The sequence below is a fragment of the Streptococcus sciuri genome (genome assembly GCF_024814375.1).
Taxonomy (GTDB): Bacteria; Bacillota; Bacilli; order Lactobacillales; family Streptococcaceae; genus Streptococcus; species Streptococcus sciuri.
The window spans coordinates 117,192-137,130 of the sequence record NZ_JANUXX010000004.1 but is presented as its reverse complement, the minus strand read 5'-3'; the positions used below and the strand labels follow the sequence as shown (position 1 = coordinate 137,130).

Annotated in this window: 13 protein-coding genes and 1 pseudogene; 3 read left to right on the top strand and 11 right to left on the bottom strand. The window is 37.5% G+C overall.

The annotated features are described in order from the left end of the window. Positions 1-10 precede the first annotated feature (10 nt). The 11 genes and pseudogenes from NXS10_RS04745 to NXS10_RS04690 all read right to left on the bottom strand — a co-directional run bounded on the left by NXS10_RS04745 (position 11) and on the right by NXS10_RS04690 (position 15,746). A complete protein-coding gene (locus NXS10_RS04745; protein WP_259138225.1) occupies positions 11-4,390 on the bottom strand; it encodes an Eco57I restriction-modification methylase domain-containing protein in 4,380 nt (1,459 codons plus the stop codon). A gap of 3 nt (positions 4,391-4,393) precedes the next feature. Further along, entirely contained in the window at positions 4,394-5,068 is a 675-nt protein-coding gene (locus tag NXS10_RS04740; protein WP_259138223.1) for a DNA methyltransferase family protein, read from the bottom strand. A 371-nt stretch (positions 5,069-5,439) separates the two neighbouring features. Then, positions 5,440-5,757, bottom strand: a complete 318-nt coding sequence (trxA, locus tag NXS10_RS04735; RefSeq protein ID WP_259138221.1) for a thioredoxin — start codon at positions 5,755-5,757, stop codon at positions 5,440-5,442. Between the two features lie 64 nt (positions 5,758-5,821). Further along, positions 5,822-6,325, bottom strand: a complete 504-nt coding sequence (locus tag NXS10_RS04730) for a phosphatase PAP2 family protein (RefSeq protein ID WP_259138219.1) — start codon at positions 6,323-6,325, stop codon at positions 5,822-5,824. A gap of 24 nt (positions 6,326-6,349) precedes the next feature. Continuing rightward, on the bottom strand, positions 6,350-8,695 hold the full coding sequence (locus tag NXS10_RS04725; RefSeq protein ID WP_259138217.1) for an endonuclease MutS2: 2,346 nt from the start codon (positions 8,693-8,695) through the stop codon (positions 6,350-6,352). A 125-nt stretch (positions 8,696-8,820) separates the two neighbouring features. Further along, positions 8,821-10,590: pseudogene (locus NXS10_RS04720) on the bottom strand (SH3 domain-containing protein); the annotation flags it as partial. Between the two features lie 94 nt (positions 10,591-10,684). Then, positions 10,685-11,281, bottom strand: coding sequence for a hypothetical protein (locus NXS10_RS04710; protein WP_259138216.1), 597 nt, complete (start codon positions 11,279-11,281; stop codon positions 10,685-10,687). Positions 11,282-11,290: 9 nt separating this feature from the next. After that, positions 11,291-13,147: an SH3 domain-containing protein gene (locus NXS10_RS04705; RefSeq protein ID WP_259138213.1), complete on the bottom strand. Its 1,857-nt coding sequence runs from the start codon at positions 13,145-13,147 to the stop codon at positions 11,291-11,293. Between the two features lie 86 nt (positions 13,148-13,233). Continuing rightward, positions 13,234-14,601: a S8 family peptidase gene (locus NXS10_RS04700; protein ID WP_373317999.1), complete on the bottom strand. Its 1,368-nt coding sequence runs from the start codon at positions 14,599-14,601 to the stop codon at positions 13,234-13,236. Positions 14,602-14,919: 318 nt separating this feature from the next. Continuing rightward, positions 14,920-15,441 carry a CvpA family protein gene (locus tag NXS10_RS04695; protein WP_259138210.1) on the bottom strand — a complete coding sequence of 174 codons (522 nt, stop codon included), beginning with the start codon at positions 15,439-15,441 and terminating at the stop codon, positions 14,920-14,922. A 2-nt stretch (positions 15,442-15,443) separates the two neighbouring features. Next, positions 15,444-15,746: a cell division protein ZapA gene (locus NXS10_RS04690; protein WP_259138208.1), complete on the bottom strand. Its 303-nt coding sequence runs from the start codon at positions 15,744-15,746 to the stop codon at positions 15,444-15,446. A gap of 114 nt (positions 15,747-15,860) precedes the next feature. On the opposite strand from NXS10_RS04690, the gene rnhC reads away from it, so the two are divergent. Genes rnhC through recD2 form a run of 3 tightly spaced genes read left to right on the top strand, consistent with a single transcriptional unit; the run spans position 15,861 to position 19,787 of the window. Next, positions 15,861-16,766, top strand: a complete 906-nt coding sequence (gene rnhC / locus NXS10_RS04685; RefSeq protein WP_259138206.1) for a ribonuclease HIII — start codon at positions 15,861-15,863, stop codon at positions 16,764-16,766. Positions 16,767-16,784: 18 nt separating this feature from the next. After that, positions 16,785-17,378, top strand: a complete 594-nt coding sequence (gene lepB, locus NXS10_RS04680; protein WP_259138204.1) for a signal peptidase I — start codon at positions 16,785-16,787, stop codon at positions 17,376-17,378. Positions 17,379-17,438: 60 nt separating this feature from the next. Beyond that, positions 17,439-19,787, top strand: a complete 2,349-nt coding sequence (gene recD2, locus NXS10_RS04675; protein ID WP_259138202.1) for an SF1B family DNA helicase RecD2 — start codon at positions 17,439-17,441, stop codon at positions 19,785-19,787. Positions 19,788-19,939 lie beyond the last annotated feature (152 nt).

The window sequence follows — 19,939 nt, the reverse complement described above, 5'->3', positions numbered from 1 at the left end:
GATAAGGGTTCTACTCCATCTCTTTCACTTTGCTTTCGATAAATTGGATTTCTTCATCAGAAAGTCCGTATTTTTTGTATAGTTGCTGGTCAATATCAGATACCGATTGTGTCCAATCAATGTCCGAGTTAGATGTGAAATCTTGTAATGGGATAAATTTATAAGTAGTTCTAGCAGCATCTTGACTTGATTTAGCTGTAGCATGTAACAATCTAGAAAATTTAGTCTTCAAATAATTTGATAAATTATGTGCCTCCTGCTCTGTTAAGTTTAAATCAGCCCCCAATACAATATAGGTCTCCGTACAAATCGTTCCCGGACCTGCAATAATCGTGTTAAAATTATCATCATTAAGTTCTGTACCAATATTATTTGCACGAGCGGTAAATACTTTCCAGCAATCAATCCATTCAGGCTTAGTGGTGACTTCCGCCCGCTCCACAAAGCCCACCACCCCTTTCCCATAACACACAATAGGGTCTGCCAAATTGGTAGGTTCAGCATAAAACCTCTTATCTCTGATAAAGAAGCCGCGGAAGCCGTACGGCTTCAGCGGCGACGCGATTTCAGAAATATCGCCTTTATGCTGATGTACCGCTTTTATTTTAGAAAGAATTTTTAAAACACGAGAATCACGAATGAATACATCAACATCTTCTATAGCAATGCTCCTCTGTACTTCTACCATTACTTGACCATTTTCCATAGTCACTACTCGGGTTAAATCAGTTCGATTATCCCAGTTGCTATCCCAATGCACTACGCAAACTCCACCACGAATATTTGTATTTGGAAAAACATCATCAGGATTTGGAAAATCAAATAAATCACGAATAGTTATATCTGACAACATATTTGCTCTAAAATTATCTAGACCCTTACCACCAGTGTACCAACGACTCGGCATAATAAGACTAATATGACTTGGTTCCAGTTTTTTAGCCAATTCAACAAATTTATGATAAATAGGAGTTGCACTCGCCTGTGCTCCCCCATCACTCTCCTGATACGGTGGGTTTCCGATCACGACGTCAAATTTCACTTGGTTGAATGCCTCCTCTACTTTTTCTTTACCTTTTTCAATATCTGCTTTTAGAATGTCTGTCAAGTTTTCAATATAGACGACATTTGTCTTGTAGTTTTTATAACCAGCTAATGTTCGTTCGGTAATCGTTTTTGCCATGGGTGTTTTCGCAATAGCATAGACATTATTAGCTAGGATATCTTGATAGACTTGATCTGCTTCAAAGCGGTTATCATCGTTTGCCTTGACTTTTTGATAATAAAGGCTAATCGCTGCATGGAGCGGATAGAGTCCTGTTTTTGAGTTGATATCTAGGATTTTGGTATCTGGGTGATAAATCTCACTTGTGTTCTCTTTTTCGACCCAATGGAGATTTGATCTTGCTCCATCAGTCGTTGATATGAAATCATCATCGTAGAAATTAAGTCCACCAACACTTTTTGTTGTCTGCATATTCACCACGCGCCACGGTGTCAAAACGGTTTCTTTATCTGGATTTTTAAAGGAAGCAAACAAGTCAGCAATGTTTTCAGCACGCTCGATAAAGTCTAGCGCATCAAAAGATTTGGCACGTCTGCGAATAATGCGCCCTGCCTCGATAAAGACTTCAGCATCATAATACTTCGTAATTTCACTAAACATTTTCTTGGTGAAGCCTTTTGGCATGAATTCTTTCCAAGACTCATCATCGACTTTATCAATGAAATCTTTAATAGTGATATCTTCATCAAAATCAACTGTCATTCCGTAAATCATCATAGGGATACGGATTGATACCCCACGAAGAATGGAGATAAGTTTTTTCCTGTTATCCTTAGCTTCTTTGATTTTTTTGATAAGAGCTTTCTCTTCTTCTGTACGCTCTTTGGCTGGTTTTTTCTTCGCTTTTTCGCCAGCTTCATACTCTTCATCAGTCAAGCCGTTTTCATTAATAGTGATCTTATCTTTATTTTGTTTTTGTGTTTTTCCAACGATAGCATTTAATTTATTAAACATGCTAGCATCTTCAGCCGTTAAAGTTAGTAGATTATCATTATACAAACTATCGTCATCAAAGCCTGAACGTACTGCTTTTTCAGCGTAAACTTTTTTCAGCTGTGTCAGCATGCTATCAACGTTGTAATTTTTCATACCCGTTTCTGAACTTCCAAGAATTGGCAAGAAGTTCAAAAGATTTGTCATGGCTTGTTTTTGATCAGAAGTGTTTTTCTTGCCGACACCTGTACTGATTTGAGCACTTTCTGCCATAACTGTCAAAGCACGATCTGGGGCAAAGTCAAAGATATAACAGCGTTCTTTTTTACCTAGTTTTTCATGCGAATAAGGCGTTTGGGCACGAAAAGCAGCTTGGAGATAGTTTATGGCGCTACTCGTATTAGATAGGAACATAACTGCTGTCCACTCTGGTACATTGACCCCTACTGTTAATTTGCGAACGGTTAATGTAATGGTTTTTGTTTTTGAAGGATCATCTGTGATCGCATTTCTCACTTTTTCAATATCAGCTTCATTTGTCACACCGTTATCTGTAGAGCTTCCACGAACAACGTTGACAATCTTATACTCTTTACCAAAGATAGGATGTTCTCTCAGTAGATCTTCAAAAGCAGTGGCTTCTTTGATACCTGGCATAATCCAGAGTGTGTGACGAAGCTCATTGCGATAAGTAGGGGTTGAAAATGGATAGTTGGTCTTGCTATCTCTATTTGTGATATTATCTAGGAAAGCCCTGACCTCTTTTTCATAGACAAGATGATCTTTGCCATCTGTTCTAAAAAATTCTCGGAAATTAAAGGACTTGCTCTCATCCATAAATCTCGCCTTATTCTTCATTTCAAAAGTATACATCAATACTTTTGGCAATGCGTCGTATGGATTAGGCTCATCAGGGTGTTCATATGCCCACTTCACCTTAGCTTGTTGTTCCATGGTGTAATCCCATGTATAAACTTGATCGTCATCAAATTCGTCTATAAGGTTAAAGGGGGTTCCAGAAAGATTTAAAATCTTAGTCTGTTCTTTAACAAGTTGTTTAAGAACATTTTCGCTAAGTTCTGTCTGAGTTCCCTCGTGCGCTTCATCGATAATAATCAAATCCCAATCCACATCTGTGAAATCTTTTAGGTTTGTTTCGCCATTGTTGTGACGCAGCAACTGAATCGAAGCAAAATAGATAAATGGCTTGTCACCTTTTTTCAAAGAAGTGATGTGAGCACCTTCGTTAACAGAACCATACTCATATCCTTCTTCGTCCATTTTTAATTTACGATAATCCTTAAACCAAGAATCGGATACAACAGGACGGTGTGTCATGATAAGTACTTTTTGGAACTGTTCTTCCTTAATCAATTGTAAAGAAGCTATGGTTTTACCAAAACGCATTTTGGCATTCCAAAGCATTCTCTTTCCTTTTTTCTTTTTAAAGACTTTTCGTGTTTTAGCAACGGCTTCTTTTTGTTCAGGACGAAGTTCAATTTTGGTTTTGGCTTCTGGTGTTTCTTTGACAATCTGTTGAAGGTATTCACGACCTTCTTTTACAGCCTTAATAGCTTCTTTAGCAGTCTCTAAATCCGTTTCAAACCATTCTTTTCCTTCTTCAAGATGTTCAGGATGGTTAATTCCAGAACGCTTTAAAACATTATGCACATCGTAGTCATGGAACCAAGATTTTGTTGACTTTTTAAAGGCAAGTTCTACCCAACCAAGTGTGAAAGAAAGACCTGCGGTTGTCATGTATTGTTTGATACGCTTTGAGGCTTCTCCTCGTAAGAAATCACTGTTTGGTGACCAGTCCGCTTCTAAATCTTTTTCTGAAATAGAACTTTCTCCGATTTTTTGTGTCCCTTCATAAGCATTGAACAACCCACTGTGATTATCAACCGTCTGAATATAAATAAATTTCCTCTCAGCAGTTTGATACATTTCTTGTGCCCTTGGCTCTAAGAATTGGTCATACAAGTCCGAACTAACTTTAGGATCAACATACTTTATCATAAACCAAACTAAAATGTAAAAGAGTCTATGTAAAGCATCTAGTGCATTTTCTTTCGTTGCATCTTTGGGATTGATATTGTGGGACGAATCGTTTCCAAGTTGTTTTATCTTGTAAAAATTATCAACAACAACTTTATCATTTTTAATATATTCTTTGACAATTTTCAATACACCGTTGAAGTTGGTTCTTTCAGGAATATCTCTATATTCTCGATCAGCAATTAACCACGCTGTATTTTCAGCGATTTTTCTTATCTTAAACAAAGTCGTTTCATAATCTTCCTGAATATAATTCTCCTCAGCCGTCTTAGCAGTTGTATAAAATTCTGCAGTATCCAAATCAATCGTTAAAAACTCAAAATTTGAAATCATATCTTAATCTCCTAATAGATATACTTTCTGAATGTTTATTTCTTTAATCTCTTCTTTAGATTCATCATCTTCGTCATCAAAGTCAAACAAGCTTAGTTGTCCTTCTACAACGCTACTATCATGTTCCACTTCTTCACCAAAGAGTTCAGCAAATGCAAATGGAATTTTTCTCACGGTACTCGGGTGTCCTTTAACCATTTGCCATTCATTAAACATTATCGACTCACCCGTTACAGGATGTTTTTTAGTAAGCGTATTACCTCTAATGATATTTTTGTGAATGAGATAGTGAGCTGATTGATACATATCACTCTTACTGCTCAACCTTGTTCCAAAGTTTTTTTCGTACCAGTCAAGGTAATATAAAAACATTCTTGAGCGAGCTACTTCTAAATTGTCTTCTAAAAACTCAATCCCATAGATTGATGACAGCGCAAGCAATGACTTTGTTTTCCAATTTCGCTTGTCGTATTGGTCAATGACAGCCTGTAGTTTTCTCTCTAATAGTGCAAGTAGAAAATTCCCATCACCAGCTGCAGGTTCTAAAAAAGTAGCCGAAACATTTTCACAAGCTTCCCTCACTCCAGGTGTATCCAACATTTTTTGTACCATCCATGCTGGAGTGAATACTTCGCCGTGCTTTTGCACACGAAGTTTTGATCTTATCAGTGTCTCCAATCTTCTCTCCTTATAAACGTTTCGGTAGTACCCTCATTATACCAAACAAGACTCAAAAAACATAGAAAATAAGGATAAGCCACAGCTTATCCTTATTTATTTTATCTCCTATCCATTCTAAAAACTCTTTTTAGGCAAAATAAGAAAACTTTTTGTCATGATTTTGATAAAGAAGTCACTCTTTGAACCAAATCATCTAAACTGTAAACACTTACTTGATAGCGACTATATTGAGAGACTCTTTTATGAAACATCGCTTGCGCTCACACGCTATTTCTCTATTTCTATTCTATTTCTAAAATGAAAAAATCTGCTAGAAAGAAAATGCTAACAGATTTGTCTTTAGTCTTAAGCTCGTTTTAGCGATCTTTTTATTCTATTATCTCTGCGATAATCGTTTTAAGTTGCTCTTTGGTATGCACACCTGCAACTTGCTTAACGACTTGACCTTCTTTTTTAAATACCAATGTCGGAATTGACATAACGCCAAATGCACGTGCCGTCTCTGGATTTTCATCAACGTCTATTTTAACAATTTTGAGTTCATCCTCGTCAAATTCAGTCTCTAGCTGTTCAAGAATAGGCGCCTGCATGCGACAAGGACCACACCACGTTGCCCAAAAATCAATAAGGACAAGACCCTCTTTTGTCTCCTGTTCAAACGTTGCATCTGTAATTTCGTAAGTCATAATAATCCTCCCATCTTATCATTCTCCTATTCTACACAAAAATAAGAGGTTTTTCCACTAATTGCTACACCAAAAAAAGAAGAAAGCCTACAGAAAATCCTAAAACATAACCAACTAAAACATCCTTAGGATAGTGAACACCACCAATCACACGGCAAAATGCTAAAACAAGAGAAAGACTCAACAATATAAGCCCTAAAGGAATAGACAAGCGCAGTACGCACATGCTAATCATACTAGCTGAAAAAACATGGCGACTTGGCATTGATTTTCCTTGACTAGTCTTAGCGATTAGCGGACTAAAGTTCCACGTTTCATATGGACGAGGTTGGTTATAAAAATGACGAAACAGAGATACTAAGCTAAAGCTAATAGCTGGAACAATGACAATAATCCCAAATAACTGTGAAAATCCTTGAGTAATATAAATAAGTAGCAACAAAAGGGGATAGATGACGTACATCAAGTGCGTCAAAAGAAAATTGGACAGACGCAATAGGGAGATGAGCATAGGATGACGCCTAAAAGGCATCGTCCAACTATCATAACATCTTTGATAATCAAACATACAAACTCCTTCTTATCAGTTGACTTAACCTAAGGTAACAATAGTTGCTCCTGAACCACCAGCATTTTGGGGAGCATAGCTAAAGTTTCTAACATGTTTATTGCGACGCAGATACTTTGTAACTCCCTCACGAATAACGCCCGTACCAATGCCATGAATAATATCTACTTGTGCCATATTATTGAGAAGAGCTTGATCAATAAAGCGATCTAGCTCTTGCATAGCTTCTTCATAGCGCATACCTCTTAGATCAAGACGTGCTCGTGGAGCTTTTTGATTAGCTTTTTTGATAACCTTAACTTGTTTTCTCTGTATTGGTTTTGACGTTTCTTTTTGAGAATGCACTAGGGTAAATTCATCTGAATTGAGTGTCATCTTAATCAAACCAACCTGTGCCTCAAAACGTCCATCTTTGAGTTGACGGATGATTGTACCACGTTGACCATAACTCGTTACGATGATGTCATCTCCGATGCGAGCTACTCTTTGCGCCTTGGCTTTCTTAGCTTTTTTCAGGACCTTATTTTGTGATAAACTAGGATCTTTTACCAGTTGATCAAGTTCTTTTTTCGCCTCAATCACCTCATGTGGTTTGAGCTGACTCTTAGCATTGAGCTGTTTTAAAATGCGGTCACTTTCTTCTTTTGCTTTCTCCACAATTGTTTTTGCATCACGGTAAACCTTATCAAGTTCTTTATCTCGAGCATGTGAAAATTCATTATATAGTTTCTTAACAGCTCGGTTAAATTTCAAGTTTTCTTGTTCTACTTCACGAATACGCTCCAAACGTTTACGACTCTCAATAGTCTGCTCTTCTAAACGTTCAATCACACGATTGACATCACTCTCTTTATCCGTCTGATTTTCAGCATCCGTGACAATAATCTCTGGTAAGCCTAAACGTCTTGCAATCTCAAAAGCATTTGAGCGCCCAGGAACACCTTGCAAAAAACGATAGGTGGGGCTAAGCGTCGTTGCATCAAACTCCATGCTGGCATTTTCAACAAAAGCTGTCTCAATACCATAAGCCTTAAGTTCTGGATAATGGGTAGTTACCATATTTTTAATACCACTTAAACGCAAATGCTCAAGTATTGCCATAGCCAGACTCGCTCCCTCTTTGGGATCTGTTCCAGCTCCAAGCTCATCAAAAAGCACTAAACTATTTTCGTTAGCATTATCCAAAATAGAAACAATCTGTGTCATATGACTAGAAAAAGTGGATAAGCTTTGCTCGATAGACTGCTCATCGCCAATATCGGCAAAAATCTCTGTAAAAATAGACACCCAACTACCAGCATCTGCCAGTATCGGTAAACCAGACTGTGCCATCAGTTGAGCCAAACCAAGCGTCTTAAGCATGATTGTCTTACCACCAGTGTTTGGTCCAGTGATGACAATACTCGTTAACTGCTCCCCAAAGTAAAGACTATTAGGAACAGGATGCTCTAACAATGGATGACGAACATTTAACAGTTGGATAACCTTGTTTTCTGATAGATTTGGGATAATAGCATCATGTTCTCTCATAAAAAGATACTTTGCTCGGACAAAATCTAAATGCCCCAAAATCCAAGCATTATTGCGAATATGATTTGTCTGTGGGCGCAATAAATCAGATAATTCATGAAGAATACGAGTCACTTCATATCGCTCATCTGCACGCAATTGCGTAATCGACTCATTTAGAGAAACGATTGAACGCGGTTCAATATAAACAGTATTTCCCGAAGCAGAAATATCGTGAACAATTCCAGAAATACGGTTGCGATAAGTATTTTTGACAGGCAAAACGCTACGACCAGCACGACTAACAATCAAATGTTCAGAAAGCATATCACCATGCTTTTTCAAAATATCCTGCAATGTCTCACGAACTGCACGCTCACTATCAGCAATCTTTCGGCGAATACGAGTCAAATCAGAACTAGCAAAATCTTCGACAAAACCACTATCGCTGATGGCTTGTAAAGCACCTTGCAACTGTGGAAAAACATCTAATTTTTCAAATAAAGGTTGTAAGAAGTCTACTGTTACGTTCTCAAGCTCATCATAAAAACGTTTGCACTCACTTGATACTAACAATATACGTTTTATCGCTTGCAACTCTGCCACATTTAAATCAGCAGATAGCTCTAGACGCTTCAAACTCTCTGATACATCTTGCAATTCTCCCAAAGAAAAACTATGGGATTGGATAAAAATCCGTGACATATCTTCCACTTCAGCCAGACTAGCTGTGATACGGCGATAATCTGTCATTGGTCTTATCTGATCCAGCTCCATCTTTCCTTGCATAGTCTGTAAATACGGTGTCAGCAAGTCTGTAACTTTATAAAATTCTAACTGTTCTAAAATCTTATCATTCATGTGTTCTATTATACCGCAAATCATTATAAATTGGGTCTCTAAACTAACAAAAGTGCTACAAGATTACTTGTAGCACTTTAAAATAGCTCTAAACTACTTTTTAATTAATCCAAGTCAACATAACGGCGTTGTCCACTACGACTGATATAGCTCATCCAGCGACGACCATCTGCTGTTAAAAGTCTATCATAGTTCAGTGTGTAGCCTTTGTCAAGGTAAAAAACAACAGAACTAGTCGCTTTCGGATCATTCTTCACATTGACACGCTTATTGAAAGTATAAGTTCCTGAAGCTGGGAGATCTACTTGAGTCGTAGGAGCCGATTTTACCTCCCCAATAGGAACGTAGCGACGACTACCACTATAGCTAATATAAGAAATCCAACGTTGGTTATCTGCTATCAACGTTTTGTCGTAACGAACCGAATCACCGGCGTTATAGTAGTAAACCGCTGGACTAGAAGATTTTGGTTCATTTTTGATAGCCACACGTTCCGTAAAGCGATAAATCCCTGAAGTAGGAATCGTTGCTGCTACACTTTCAACCTCAACTGGAGCAGTAGATTGAGCTACTTCTTTTTGTGGTGTTTCTACTGTAGCCTTTTCAATCTTATTCAATGCAACGTAGCGACGCACACCACTATAGCTAATATAGGAAATCCAGTTATAATCATCTGATGTCAATACCTTATCATAGTTGACACTCTCACCTTTTCTAAATTCAAATTGAACTGGGCTTGACAGCTTCGCTTCATTACGCACCTCTGCTGTATCTGTGAAAGTGTAAGTCCCTCTAGCTGCAAGGACTGGAGTGGTTTTCTTATCTTTTGCATTCTCAGATTCAGTTGTTTCTTCGAGGACTTTAGTCAGTTCACCAACTTTAGCATAACGACGGATACCACTGTAGCTGATATAGGAAATCCAACGAGCATTCTCAGCATCTAAAACCTTGTCGTAATTCACCGCATTACCTTTATCGAAGTAAAAAGAAACGCTACTATTAGTACTTGGAGTGGTATAAACCGCTGTCTTTGCAGTGAAAGTGTAGCGACCACGATCTGGTAACTCTGGCCCAGTGATGACTTCTTTGACTACTTTATTTTTTGCTGATTCTCCAGTTGATTTACTGTCTTTCTTAGAGAAATCGGCTTTGGTTGTCGTTATCGGTGTTTTTTCAGATTTTTCAGGTACTTTTGCTGTTTCAGAAGTATCCAGTTTAGTAGGTGTCTTTTCAGACACTTTTACTGCCTCAGATGCACTTTGTTGAGTGGCTGTTGTAGCAATCGCTGGTGCTTCTTCAGTCGACTTTACAGGTTCTGTAACTGTCTCAGATGTATTTGGCTGAGCAATTGTTGACGTGCTTTCAGATGATGTTACTGTCGCTTCTTCTGATACCTCTCCTTTATAACTAAAGGTTGTTCCAGCTGGTAGGCTATCTTTATTGGTAATAAAAGAATCTGCCGTCGGAACTTGACCCGGTCTTACTGTTTGCGTACGAACAGTTGGCTCATTTTTATCCGCATCTGTTTCAGCTACAGTGTAGTTAACCTTAACTTCATCTGTTGAGCCATCTGGATAAGTGACAATAATAGTCGCTTCCTTGATGATACCAGCCGTAGGTGATGTTGCTGAGATACTTTCAGCAGATTGAGATTGCGTATTGTTAGCAACTTTAGTATTTTCCCACTCAGACTTCTCAGTCGTCAAGTTGTCTGTTTTAGTAGCTGTATCAATGACAGTCTTTGTAGCAACTGAGTCATTTTGTAATTGTTGATCAGCATGTACTATTTGACCGTTTGTGATAAAAGCACATCCAATCAATACAGATGCCGCACCAAATGCATATTTACGAATTGAGTAACGTTGTTTTTCATGCTTAAAATAAACTTTGTTCATAATGTATATACCTCTTACACCTTTCAAGATAAGTATAGCTGTTTTACTTTAAATATATTCAGAAAAGAATAGAACATCTCAGTTTCCTTCTTAATCAATGGCCTACATCTGAGTAAGCAATGTAAAATCTGATTTCTTGATCACGATTTTTTTGAACAAAACTATACCAATATTCACCATTAGCATAAGAATAGTTGTCCCACTGTATATCACCTTGAGGTTGAACATAAGCAATACTACTATTCTTGTCAGGTTCTATATAGACAGGTGTGTCTTTCGTTAACGTCAGAGTACCAGAAGTAGCTTCCCAATATCCTGCTCCTCCTTGATTAGAAGGTGTAGTAGCATTTTCTTGAGAGTCATTACCTCCTTGGTTTGGAGTAGACTGTGATGGTGTCTGCGCTGGTGTGGTGCCCACACTGGAGTCAGAACTAAGATCGTTATTTGTTGATTCATCGCTAGAAGAGGCTTGCAAAGAACCAGAGGAACTACCTGATGTTTTTGAAGAACCCTTTGCTTTATGACTCTTTTTAGTACTCTTCATTGAGGATGTACTAGTCTGCGTTGTCTTATCATAGGAAGCTCTTTTATCCACTTTTTTACTTCCACATGCCATCAGTAGTACAAAGGCAAAAAAGAGAATCACTAAGGCTAATATCAAACCCGTAACAATTTTAGGTGCTTTTTTCATTATTATCTCCTATGATACGCTAATATAGCGTCTATTCCCTGAAACTGCAATATAGCTAATCCAGTAATGACCATCAGATAAAAGTACTTTATCATAATTGACACTATTTCCAGCATCATAATAAGCCAATTCTGGCGATGATGTTTTTGGTTCAGCCTTTACACTAGCACGTCCTGAGAAGGTATATCTCCCCTGATCAGGAATAGGTGGTCTCACAACTGCTTTTACCATAGTAGTTGCCGTTCCTATTCCAATCATCTTGTCATCATTTTGAATATAATACAAGTGAATGTTGTATTCCCCTAGAGAATTTTTATGATTACTTGGGTTTACAGTCAACTTGTACGTTCCATCGCCTTGCTTAGCAGCAGTATACCAGATGAGATCATCCTGTCCGTTCTCACTCGACCAAGTAGGAACTTTGACTTCTTTGACACCGTTAGGACTAGAAACATTTGAAACAATGACATCAAATGTACCCGTTTGGTCGTTTTTATTTGTAATCGAAATGTGTCCTGCTGGAGCAGCTGTATTTGCAGGGGTTGGAGTGGCTGGAGCAGTCGGCTGTGTTGCTATCTGATTGATAGCAATGTATCTGCGAGCACCTGAGTAAGAGATATAAGAAATCCACTCGTAATTATCCGACACTAATGTTTTATCATAATTGACCGAACTTCCACTATCATAGTAAGCAATCTCTGCACTAGAAATTTTAGGCTCAGATTTTATACTCTTACGACTAGTAAATCTGTAAGTGCCTGAACTTGGTAAAGATGTACCACTAGTTGTCGGTGCTGTTGAAGGAGATGTACTTGTTGGAGTCGGAACACTACCGCCTAAATCTTTGAAATGAATGAACCCTGCTGCACTAGAAATAGGCTGTGTTTGCGTATGATAGCTATAATCCATCCGCCCATTTAAATACCGATTATATTCTTCAACAAGAATATTGCTTCCAATCACATCAGCAACCCAAGCAACGTGCCCATAGCCACCGTCAGTATAGTAGGCTACTGACCCTACAGCTGGAGTATTGTCAACCCTATATCCTAAACGACTTGCACTCGTACCCCATTGCGCTCCATTCCCCATAGCTCTCGGTATTTCAAAATGATTAACATTATGCAAGCGATGAGCCACAAAAGAAGTACAATTTCCTGTATAATACCCCCAAGAATCAACAGAATTTGGACTATTTCTCCAAGCAGCCGGATAATCATCACCAATAACTCGTCCCGCTCTCGTGTTAACACCATCAGATAATTTATTATCTTGATTTTGGTTTAAAAAATCTTCAACAGCTGCTAAATTATCATCTAGATTTGCCCCATCATCTACCTTTACAGTAGCTACATCTGTATTTTGATTGTCTGTATAAGAAGCTGGAGTTTCTACAACATCAGATGGCTTGTCCTTATTATTTTCTATTTTGATTTCTTGACTAGATTGTTCAACTGATGGTGCAGATGGAGCAATCTCTTTTGTAGTCTGTTCTTTTGTAACCATATTTGAGAGGTTTGTAGCTTCGTTGGTCTTAGTTGCTTCAGCATTTACATGCGAGTCCTCAGATACAGCAGAACTGTTTGAACTACCCTCTGTTTCTTTGGCAGTTTGTGCTACTTCTTTATTAACAGCTGGTGATTCTTGAACAATAGAAACTACTTCTGTTGTCGTGCCACTGTTCTCATTAATCAAACTTTCAACCGCTTTTGTAATCGTTACATCATTGGTGTTTGTCAACTCATCTGCAGATGCCCCCTTAGGTATTCCCAATAAGAACAGCCCAATGAGCACGGAAGTTACTCCGACAGAATATTTTCTGATTGAGAATCGCTGTCCTTGTGTCATATTAAATAATTTTTTCATAGGTTTGTACTCCATTTTATATGTTTAAACTAACGAATTTAGAGTTTATTCAGAAATCTCGCATAAAGCAAATCCAGAACAACTCATTATTGAACAAAATTTGTAATGTTTAGCATTCTAAATTGATTACCGTTTTCGTCATCACTTAACCGACTATTGTCATACAAAATTTTGATAGCTTCATCTGGTTGATTTTTTAAATGATATTTCTCTATAATTAAGCCTATAGCAGCGGATACCTTGGGCGCTGCTATGGAGGTCCCATAAGCATATGTGTACTTTCCCTCTAAGGTCGGTACAATTACCCAATCCCTTTCAAATAACCTTTCTGCTATCCATTTGTCATACCCTACTGATGACAATTCTCCAGTCCCTCCGCCAGCTGCATAGATATCAACCTTAGAACCTCGATTTGAGAAACTAGAAATATGGTCACTAGCATCTACTGAGCCTACTGTAACAACATGATCTAATTCGGCCGGTACATCCTTAACTGAACCATCAATTTGAGTATAATGTTTGCCATTCAAACTGCTGAAGTGATACTTCAATTCAGTTTGATTATCTAAGTTTATCCCTTCATTTCCTGCTGAAGCCACCACTACTGAACCTTGATTATAAGCAAAGTTTACTGCTCGCTGATAAATATTAATCAGGGCTGTTCTATCACTTTCGTCCATAGAATTTTCTAGTAGATATTCTCCAAAACTTAGGTTAATGACGTCAACATCATCTTTTGCTGCTTGAACTAGCGCTTTTAAAATCCACTGCTCTTGCGCATTTTCCTCATCAAAGACACGGTACATTCTCACCTTCATTCCAGGAGCAATCCCACTGTAGCTACCACTCGATGATATTTGACCAACAACGGATGTTGCATGACCTGTTTTATCTAAAACATTTTGTTCATCGACAATCCCAGTAGAGGTATCTGTCGTAAAATTCTTTACCGAAATAATGTTAGAATAAATATCTGGGTTGTCATATGTAACCCCCGAATCAATAACACCAATCGTTGCTTTTCCCGTAGATTTGTGAATAAACTTGACTCCATTACTAATGCTTTTTTGCATATCCCATTGATTTTTCCAAAAATCAAAATAGTTATTCGTATAGACTTGACCTTTATAGGAATAGCAGATGTTGGGTTTTACAGTTCGTGTGTCATCCTCTGCAATTTCTTCAATGCAGTAATCATTTGTTTCTTTAATATTCTGCTTACTTTTCTCTGTCGAAATTGTCATAAAACCTATCTCAGGTATCTTGTTGACAACTGCAATTCCTCCTTTTTCAAGCTCTTTTTCCACATTATCCATTGATACTTCTGTCTTTAGTAAAATATTGTATTTATTTAACTTAACGTCATCCGCCTGAGTCTGAACAGATGAACTGCTCATGAAAAACGCTATTGATAACGTTGTGCTAGCTAACGCTAAATATCTTTTTTTCATCATAGTCACCTTATATCTCAGTTAGACCATCAAGTGAAAACCCTTTCATAGTTATTTTACCTTTCTTTGTAACATATGTCAACTATTTTTGTAATTTTTATGAAACATTTTTAATCTATATGATATTTTTCTGCTTCATTTATTTATTCGTAAAAGAAATAAAAACTGTCGATTTTTTTACAACTTTTTTTGTTTAGTATCTAATCTCCACGAAATAGACTCGATCTAATACTTTCTACGTATACTCAATTTTCATGAAGACTAAAAAACGACTTAGCTCTACTTTATAAGAGCTAAGTCGTTAATGTTCAACTTTGAAAATCATATCCAACTATTGGTTATAAAAGAAACTATATAGATAAAAAAGCGTGCTAAGATGCTGGTTGAGAGGAAATGTTGTAAACCAACTATAGGAACTGTCGCCAAGACAGAAAGTAAAAGTCCCAAACTTAAACCGCTGACACCTACAGATAGCATACCTCCTATGATAGCAAAAAATCTACTATCAAATCGCTCAAAAGAAAGAAGATGTGCAAAAATTCCAAGTAAACGCCCGATGCCGTAAACCAGCACATATACTCCTACAAAAGCAACACCAGCGTAATAAACCCGATCTAGGTCAAATAGATTAACAGACTGAAAAAAAGAAACACTAGACTCTTGAGTCGGATTTGAATAAGGAATCCATAAGGTCAAATGAGTTGCTAATTCTTTGAACATCAAATTAGCTACAACAAGCGCTAATAAACTTGAAAGAGTGTAAAAAACTTGCAACCCAAAACCTCGACTATAGCCAATGTAAAAAGCCCATACTAAAATCAAAAAAAGAAACATTGTTAACATGTCTATTCTCCGATAGTTTCTTTTGACTTTTCAAGCAATTCTTTACGAAGTTCTTCATTTTCAGTCTTCAGGGCATCGTATGCAACTTCACGCTCAAGTTGCGTAGATAAAGAATTGATAGCCATTAAAATCGCAATGGTATTGTCATCTGCTGATGGAAGTTTTTGCTTAATGTCTTCATACTTTTCGTGAGCTAAATGCTCAACTTCTTCCATAAAAAGGTTATCTTTTTCGGTGGTTAGGGTGAGTGGCTTATCCCCAAAAACAAATTTATAACGATTTTTTCCTGTTTGTTTACCTGTCATAGTCATTACCTCCTATCCATTATACCCTAAAACAACGTATTCGTAAATTATTCTCATAATAAGAAGTGTCTTTTTCTCATTACAGGCTTCTTTTTTTGTGATATAATACTAGTTATGAATACAGTCGTTATGCTTTCTGATTTGACTTTACAGCAAGAAGTGATAAAGCAACTAAAAGACTATCAGTTACCTAATAAAAATCCACACCTCTCCTTTTTTGCAAGGGTGGATGGCAGTAGTGTATCACTTTATCACTCTGGAAAGCTTGTTTTTCAAGGGAAAAATGCTGTAAGACTAGCAAAAGCTTTTGGTTATCATGAAGAGTTGAATGAAGACACATCATCACACTTCAAACAACAATCGCAATCCTTGATTGGTTCTGACGAAGTTGGAAACGGTTCTTACTTTGGCGGACTAGCTGTTGTAGCTTCTTTTGTGACACCAGATGATTTTCCTTTTTTGAGGGAACTAGGTGTGGCTGACTCTAAAACACTACCAGATAATACCATCTGCCAAATAGCACCTCTACTAAAGCAAAAGATACCTCACAAGAGTCTACTCTTATCTCCTCGCAAGTACAATGAAATCGTGGGAGATAATAAACCTTATAATGCTGTGTCTGTCAAAGTCGCACTGCATAATCAAGCCATTTTTTTACTTCTACAAGAAGGACTGCAACCTGATGGCATCATCGTTGATGCTTTTACTAGTCAAAAAAATTATCTCAGCTATTTAAAGCAGGAAAAAAATCACTTTGATAAAACCGTTTCATTAATTGAAAAAGCCGAGAGTCAGTTTTTAGCTGTTGCTGTTAGTTCTATTATAGCCCGTCAGCTTTTTTTAGAGAACCTCAGCCAACTCAGTCAAACAGTAGGGATATCTCTACCAAGTGGTGCTAGCACAAAATCAGATAAGATAGCTAGTAAGCTTTTGAAAGAACAGGGTATGCTTGCATTAGAAGAAACTGCTAAATTACACTTTGCTAACACTAAAAAAGCTATCCAACTACTACATTCTTAGAAAAAGGGAACATCATTTATGAAAAAATTTATAAAGGAATGGGGAGTTTTTATCTTCATTTTTGTTGTTATTGGATTTAGTAGACTTTTCTTATGGCAGTTTGTCCGAGTTGACGGACACTCAATGGATCCTACTCTTGCTAACAATGAAAGACTTTTGGTGTTATCACACACATCCATCAATCGCTCTGACATTGTAGTTGCTTCCGAAGTTGAAAATGGTCAAAAAAAGATTATTGTAAAACGCGTTATTGGACTTCCTGGAGACACCATCAGCTATCAAAATGATGTTTTAAAAGTCAATGGTAAAATCGTCAAAGAACCCTATCTTAAGACCTATCAAAGACTATTTCAAAAGGATAAATTACAAAGTACTTATTCTTACAATGCTCTATTTCAAGGCTTAGCTGAAAAATCTACAGCTTTTACCACAGATACTAGTGGCAGTGCTGACTTTACTGTAACAGTCCCAAAAGGGCAGTATTACCTTCTTGGAGATGATCGTATCGTCTCTAAAGATAGCCGTGAAGTTGGAACATTTACGAAGAAAAATATCATCGGAGAAGTTAAGTTTCGTATCTGGCCTTTTAATCGCATAGGCACCGTTAAATAATAAGACTAAGAGAGAGATATTGTCGACCTCTTATTTCGCATTTAAAAATAGGAAAATATCATGGAATACTTTTTCACAGGCAACATCGAGCGTATTATCTTTGAAAACTCCCATAATTTTTTCAAGATTTTACTCCTCAATATCGAAGAGACCGATAGTCTATTTGATGATGGTGAGATTATCATCACTGGCATCATGGCAGAAATTATGGAAGGAGAGACTTATACTTTTTGGGGTGACCTTGTCCGCCATCCCAAGTACGGTGAACAATTGAATGTTAGTCGATATGAGCGGAAAAAACCAAGCACTTCAGGACTGATTAACTACTTTTCAAGTAAACAATTTAAGGGAATTGGCAAAAAAACAGCTGAAAAAATTGTCTCTCTGTATGGTAGTAACCCTATTGACGCTATTTTAGAAGAACCAGACAAACTAGAGTCTATCTCAGGTCTATCAAAAGCGAAAAAAGACCAATTTATCGCTCAACTAAGACGTCATTACGGTAGTGAACAGATTCTCTCAAAATTAGCTGAATATGGTATTTCCAACCGCTATGCTATGCAGATTTTTGACCACTACAAGGAGACAGCTCTGGATGTCATCATGAAAAATCCTTATCAAATCGTCGAAGATATTCAGGGTATTGGTTTTAAAATAGCCGATCAGTTAGCAAAGCAAGTAGGTATTGAAGATGATTCTCCAAAACGCTTTCGTGCAGCTCTCTTGCATTGCTTACTAAGCATATGTCTGAATACAGGGGATACCTACGTTGAAGCACGTGCTTTGCTTGATGAGACATTAGCTCTTCTTGAGCAATCACGCAATATTGAGATTGACCCTACCCTAGTCGCTCAGGAGTTGACACAATTAATCAATGACGACAAAATTCAGAACATAGATACAAAGATATTTGATAACAGCCTTTATTTTTCAGAAGTTGGTATCACAAGACAACTAAAACGTATTTTAAACGTTGAACTCAAAGAACCAGCAAATAATAAAACCATTAAAAAGCATCTCCAACAAGTTGAAAAAGAGTTGAGAATCAACTATGATAGCATGCAAAAACAAGCCATTGGCGATGCCCTACGCTCTAAAGTTTTTATACTAACAGGTGGACCTGGAACAGGTAAAACAACTATCATTAATGGTATCATCCAAACCTATGCCAAACTCCATAACCTTAACTTAAATAAACCAAAAGATTTACCCATTATTTTAGCAGCACCCACTGGAAGAGCTAGTCGAAGGATGACTGAATTGACCGAGCTTCCTAGTGCTACTATCCACCGTCACCTTGGCTTAAATCGAGATCAAGAGTTTCAACTTCTAGACGAAGAGCTAGACTGTAATTTAATCATCGTTGATGAGTTTTCGATGGTTGATACTTGGCTTGCCAACAAGCTATTTTCAGCATTGCCATCACATGCTCAGGTTATTATTGTAGGTGATAGCGACCAACTTCCGTCTGTAGGACCTGGACAGGTCTTAGCTGATTTGCTAAAAGTTCCCGAACTTCCAAAAGTACGTCTTGAAAAAATCTTTCGACAATCTGAAAACTCCACTATAATCACGTTAGCAAGTCATATACGACAAGGCTTTTTGCCATCTGATTTTACCGCTAAAAAGCCTGACCGTTCTTACTTTGAAGCACAGGCTGACTATATTCCCAATATGGTTATTAAGATTGTAGAATCTGCGCTTAGAAACGGTATAGACGCTCAAGACATCCAAATCTTAGCTCCTATGTACCGTGGACAGGCTGGTATCAATAACCTAAACACATTGCTTCAGGACTTGCTAAACCCTGCTACTACTCCATCCTTTACCTTTAACGAAATAACTTTCCGTAAAGGCGATAAGGTTCTCCACCTCATTAATGATACTGAGCACAATGTTTTTAATGGAGATATTGGCTATATCACAGACCTTATCCCTGAAAAGTATACAGAATCCAAACAAGATGAACTTTTCATTGACTTTGATGGACAGGAAGTCATCTATGCACGAAAAGACTGGACGAGAATCACTCTAGCTTATGCAATGTCTATCCATAAATCACAAGGAAGTGAATTTCCTGTTGTTATCCTCCCCATTACACATCAGAGCAGACGCATGCTAGAGCGCAATCTCATCTATACAGCAATCACACGCGCCAAAAGTAAGCTCGTTTTACTGGGTGAGTTGAGAGCTTTTGATACAGCTGTTCGTACACAAGGCACCAAGAGACAGACCTATCTTGCTGAACATTTCTTAGGTGATGAATTATCCATAGAAGACAAACCGTCAAATGACTTGTCTGAGAGTAGTAAAATAGCGCAGTACCGATTGACTGAAGAAAATATTACCATAATAGATCCTATGATTGGACTGACTCAAGAAGATATTGCTTTCTTTTTCAAACCTTGAAGAAAATGTTGATTTTTCGCTCAATTATAATGGATATGTCATATTTTTAAGAGCTTTCTTATGATTTCATATGAAAAAATCCGCCAATCACTCAAGTCAGGAGACAATTTTGTCGCATGGATAAACACACTTGATCCTTTCCTTAAGGTCTA

What these genes read in the sequence shown, in the direction of transcription:
- NXS10_RS04725 (WP_259138217.1), bottom strand. Translation starts at nt 8,695, where the DNA reads ATGAATGATAAGATTTTAGAACAGTTAGAATTTTATAAAGTTACAGAC.
- rnhC (WP_259138206.1), top strand. Translation starts at nt 15,861, where the DNA reads ATGAATACAGTCGTTATGCTTTCTGATTTGACTTTACAGCAAGAAGTG.
- recD2 (WP_259138202.1), top strand. Translation starts at nt 17,439, where the DNA reads ATGGAATACTTTTTCACAGGCAACATCGAGCGTATTATCTTTGAAAAC.
- NXS10_RS04730 (WP_259138219.1), bottom strand. Translation starts at nt 6,325, where the DNA reads ATGTTTGATTATCAAAGATGTTATGATAGTTGGACGATGCCTTTTAGG.
- NXS10_RS04705 (WP_259138213.1), bottom strand. Translation starts at nt 13,147, where the DNA reads ATGAAAAAATTATTTAATATGACACAAGGACAGCGATTCTCAATCAGA.
- trxA (WP_259138221.1), bottom strand. Translation starts at nt 5,757, where the DNA reads ATGACTTACGAAATTACAGATGCAACGTTTGAACAGGAGACAAAAGAG.
- NXS10_RS04700 (WP_373317999.1), bottom strand. Translation starts at nt 14,601, where the DNA reads ATGATGAAAAAAAGATATTTAGCGTTAGCTAGCACAACGTTATCAATA.
- lepB (WP_259138204.1), top strand. Translation starts at nt 16,785, where the DNA reads ATGAAAAAATTTATAAAGGAATGGGGAGTTTTTATCTTCATTTTTGTT.
- NXS10_RS04695 (WP_259138210.1), bottom strand. Translation starts at nt 15,441, where the DNA reads ATGTTAACAATGTTTCTTTTTTTGATTTTAGTATGGGCTTTTTACATT.
- NXS10_RS04710 (WP_259138216.1), bottom strand. Translation starts at nt 11,281, where the DNA reads ATGAAAAAAGCACCTAAAATTGTTACGGGTTTGATATTAGCCTTAGTG.
- NXS10_RS04690 (WP_259138208.1), bottom strand. Translation starts at nt 15,746, where the DNA reads ATGACAGGTAAACAAACAGGAAAAAATCGTTATAAATTTGTTTTTGGG.
- NXS10_RS04745 (WP_259138225.1), bottom strand. Translation starts at nt 4,390, where the DNA reads ATGATTTCAAATTTTGAGTTTTTAACGATTGATTTGGATACTGCAGAA.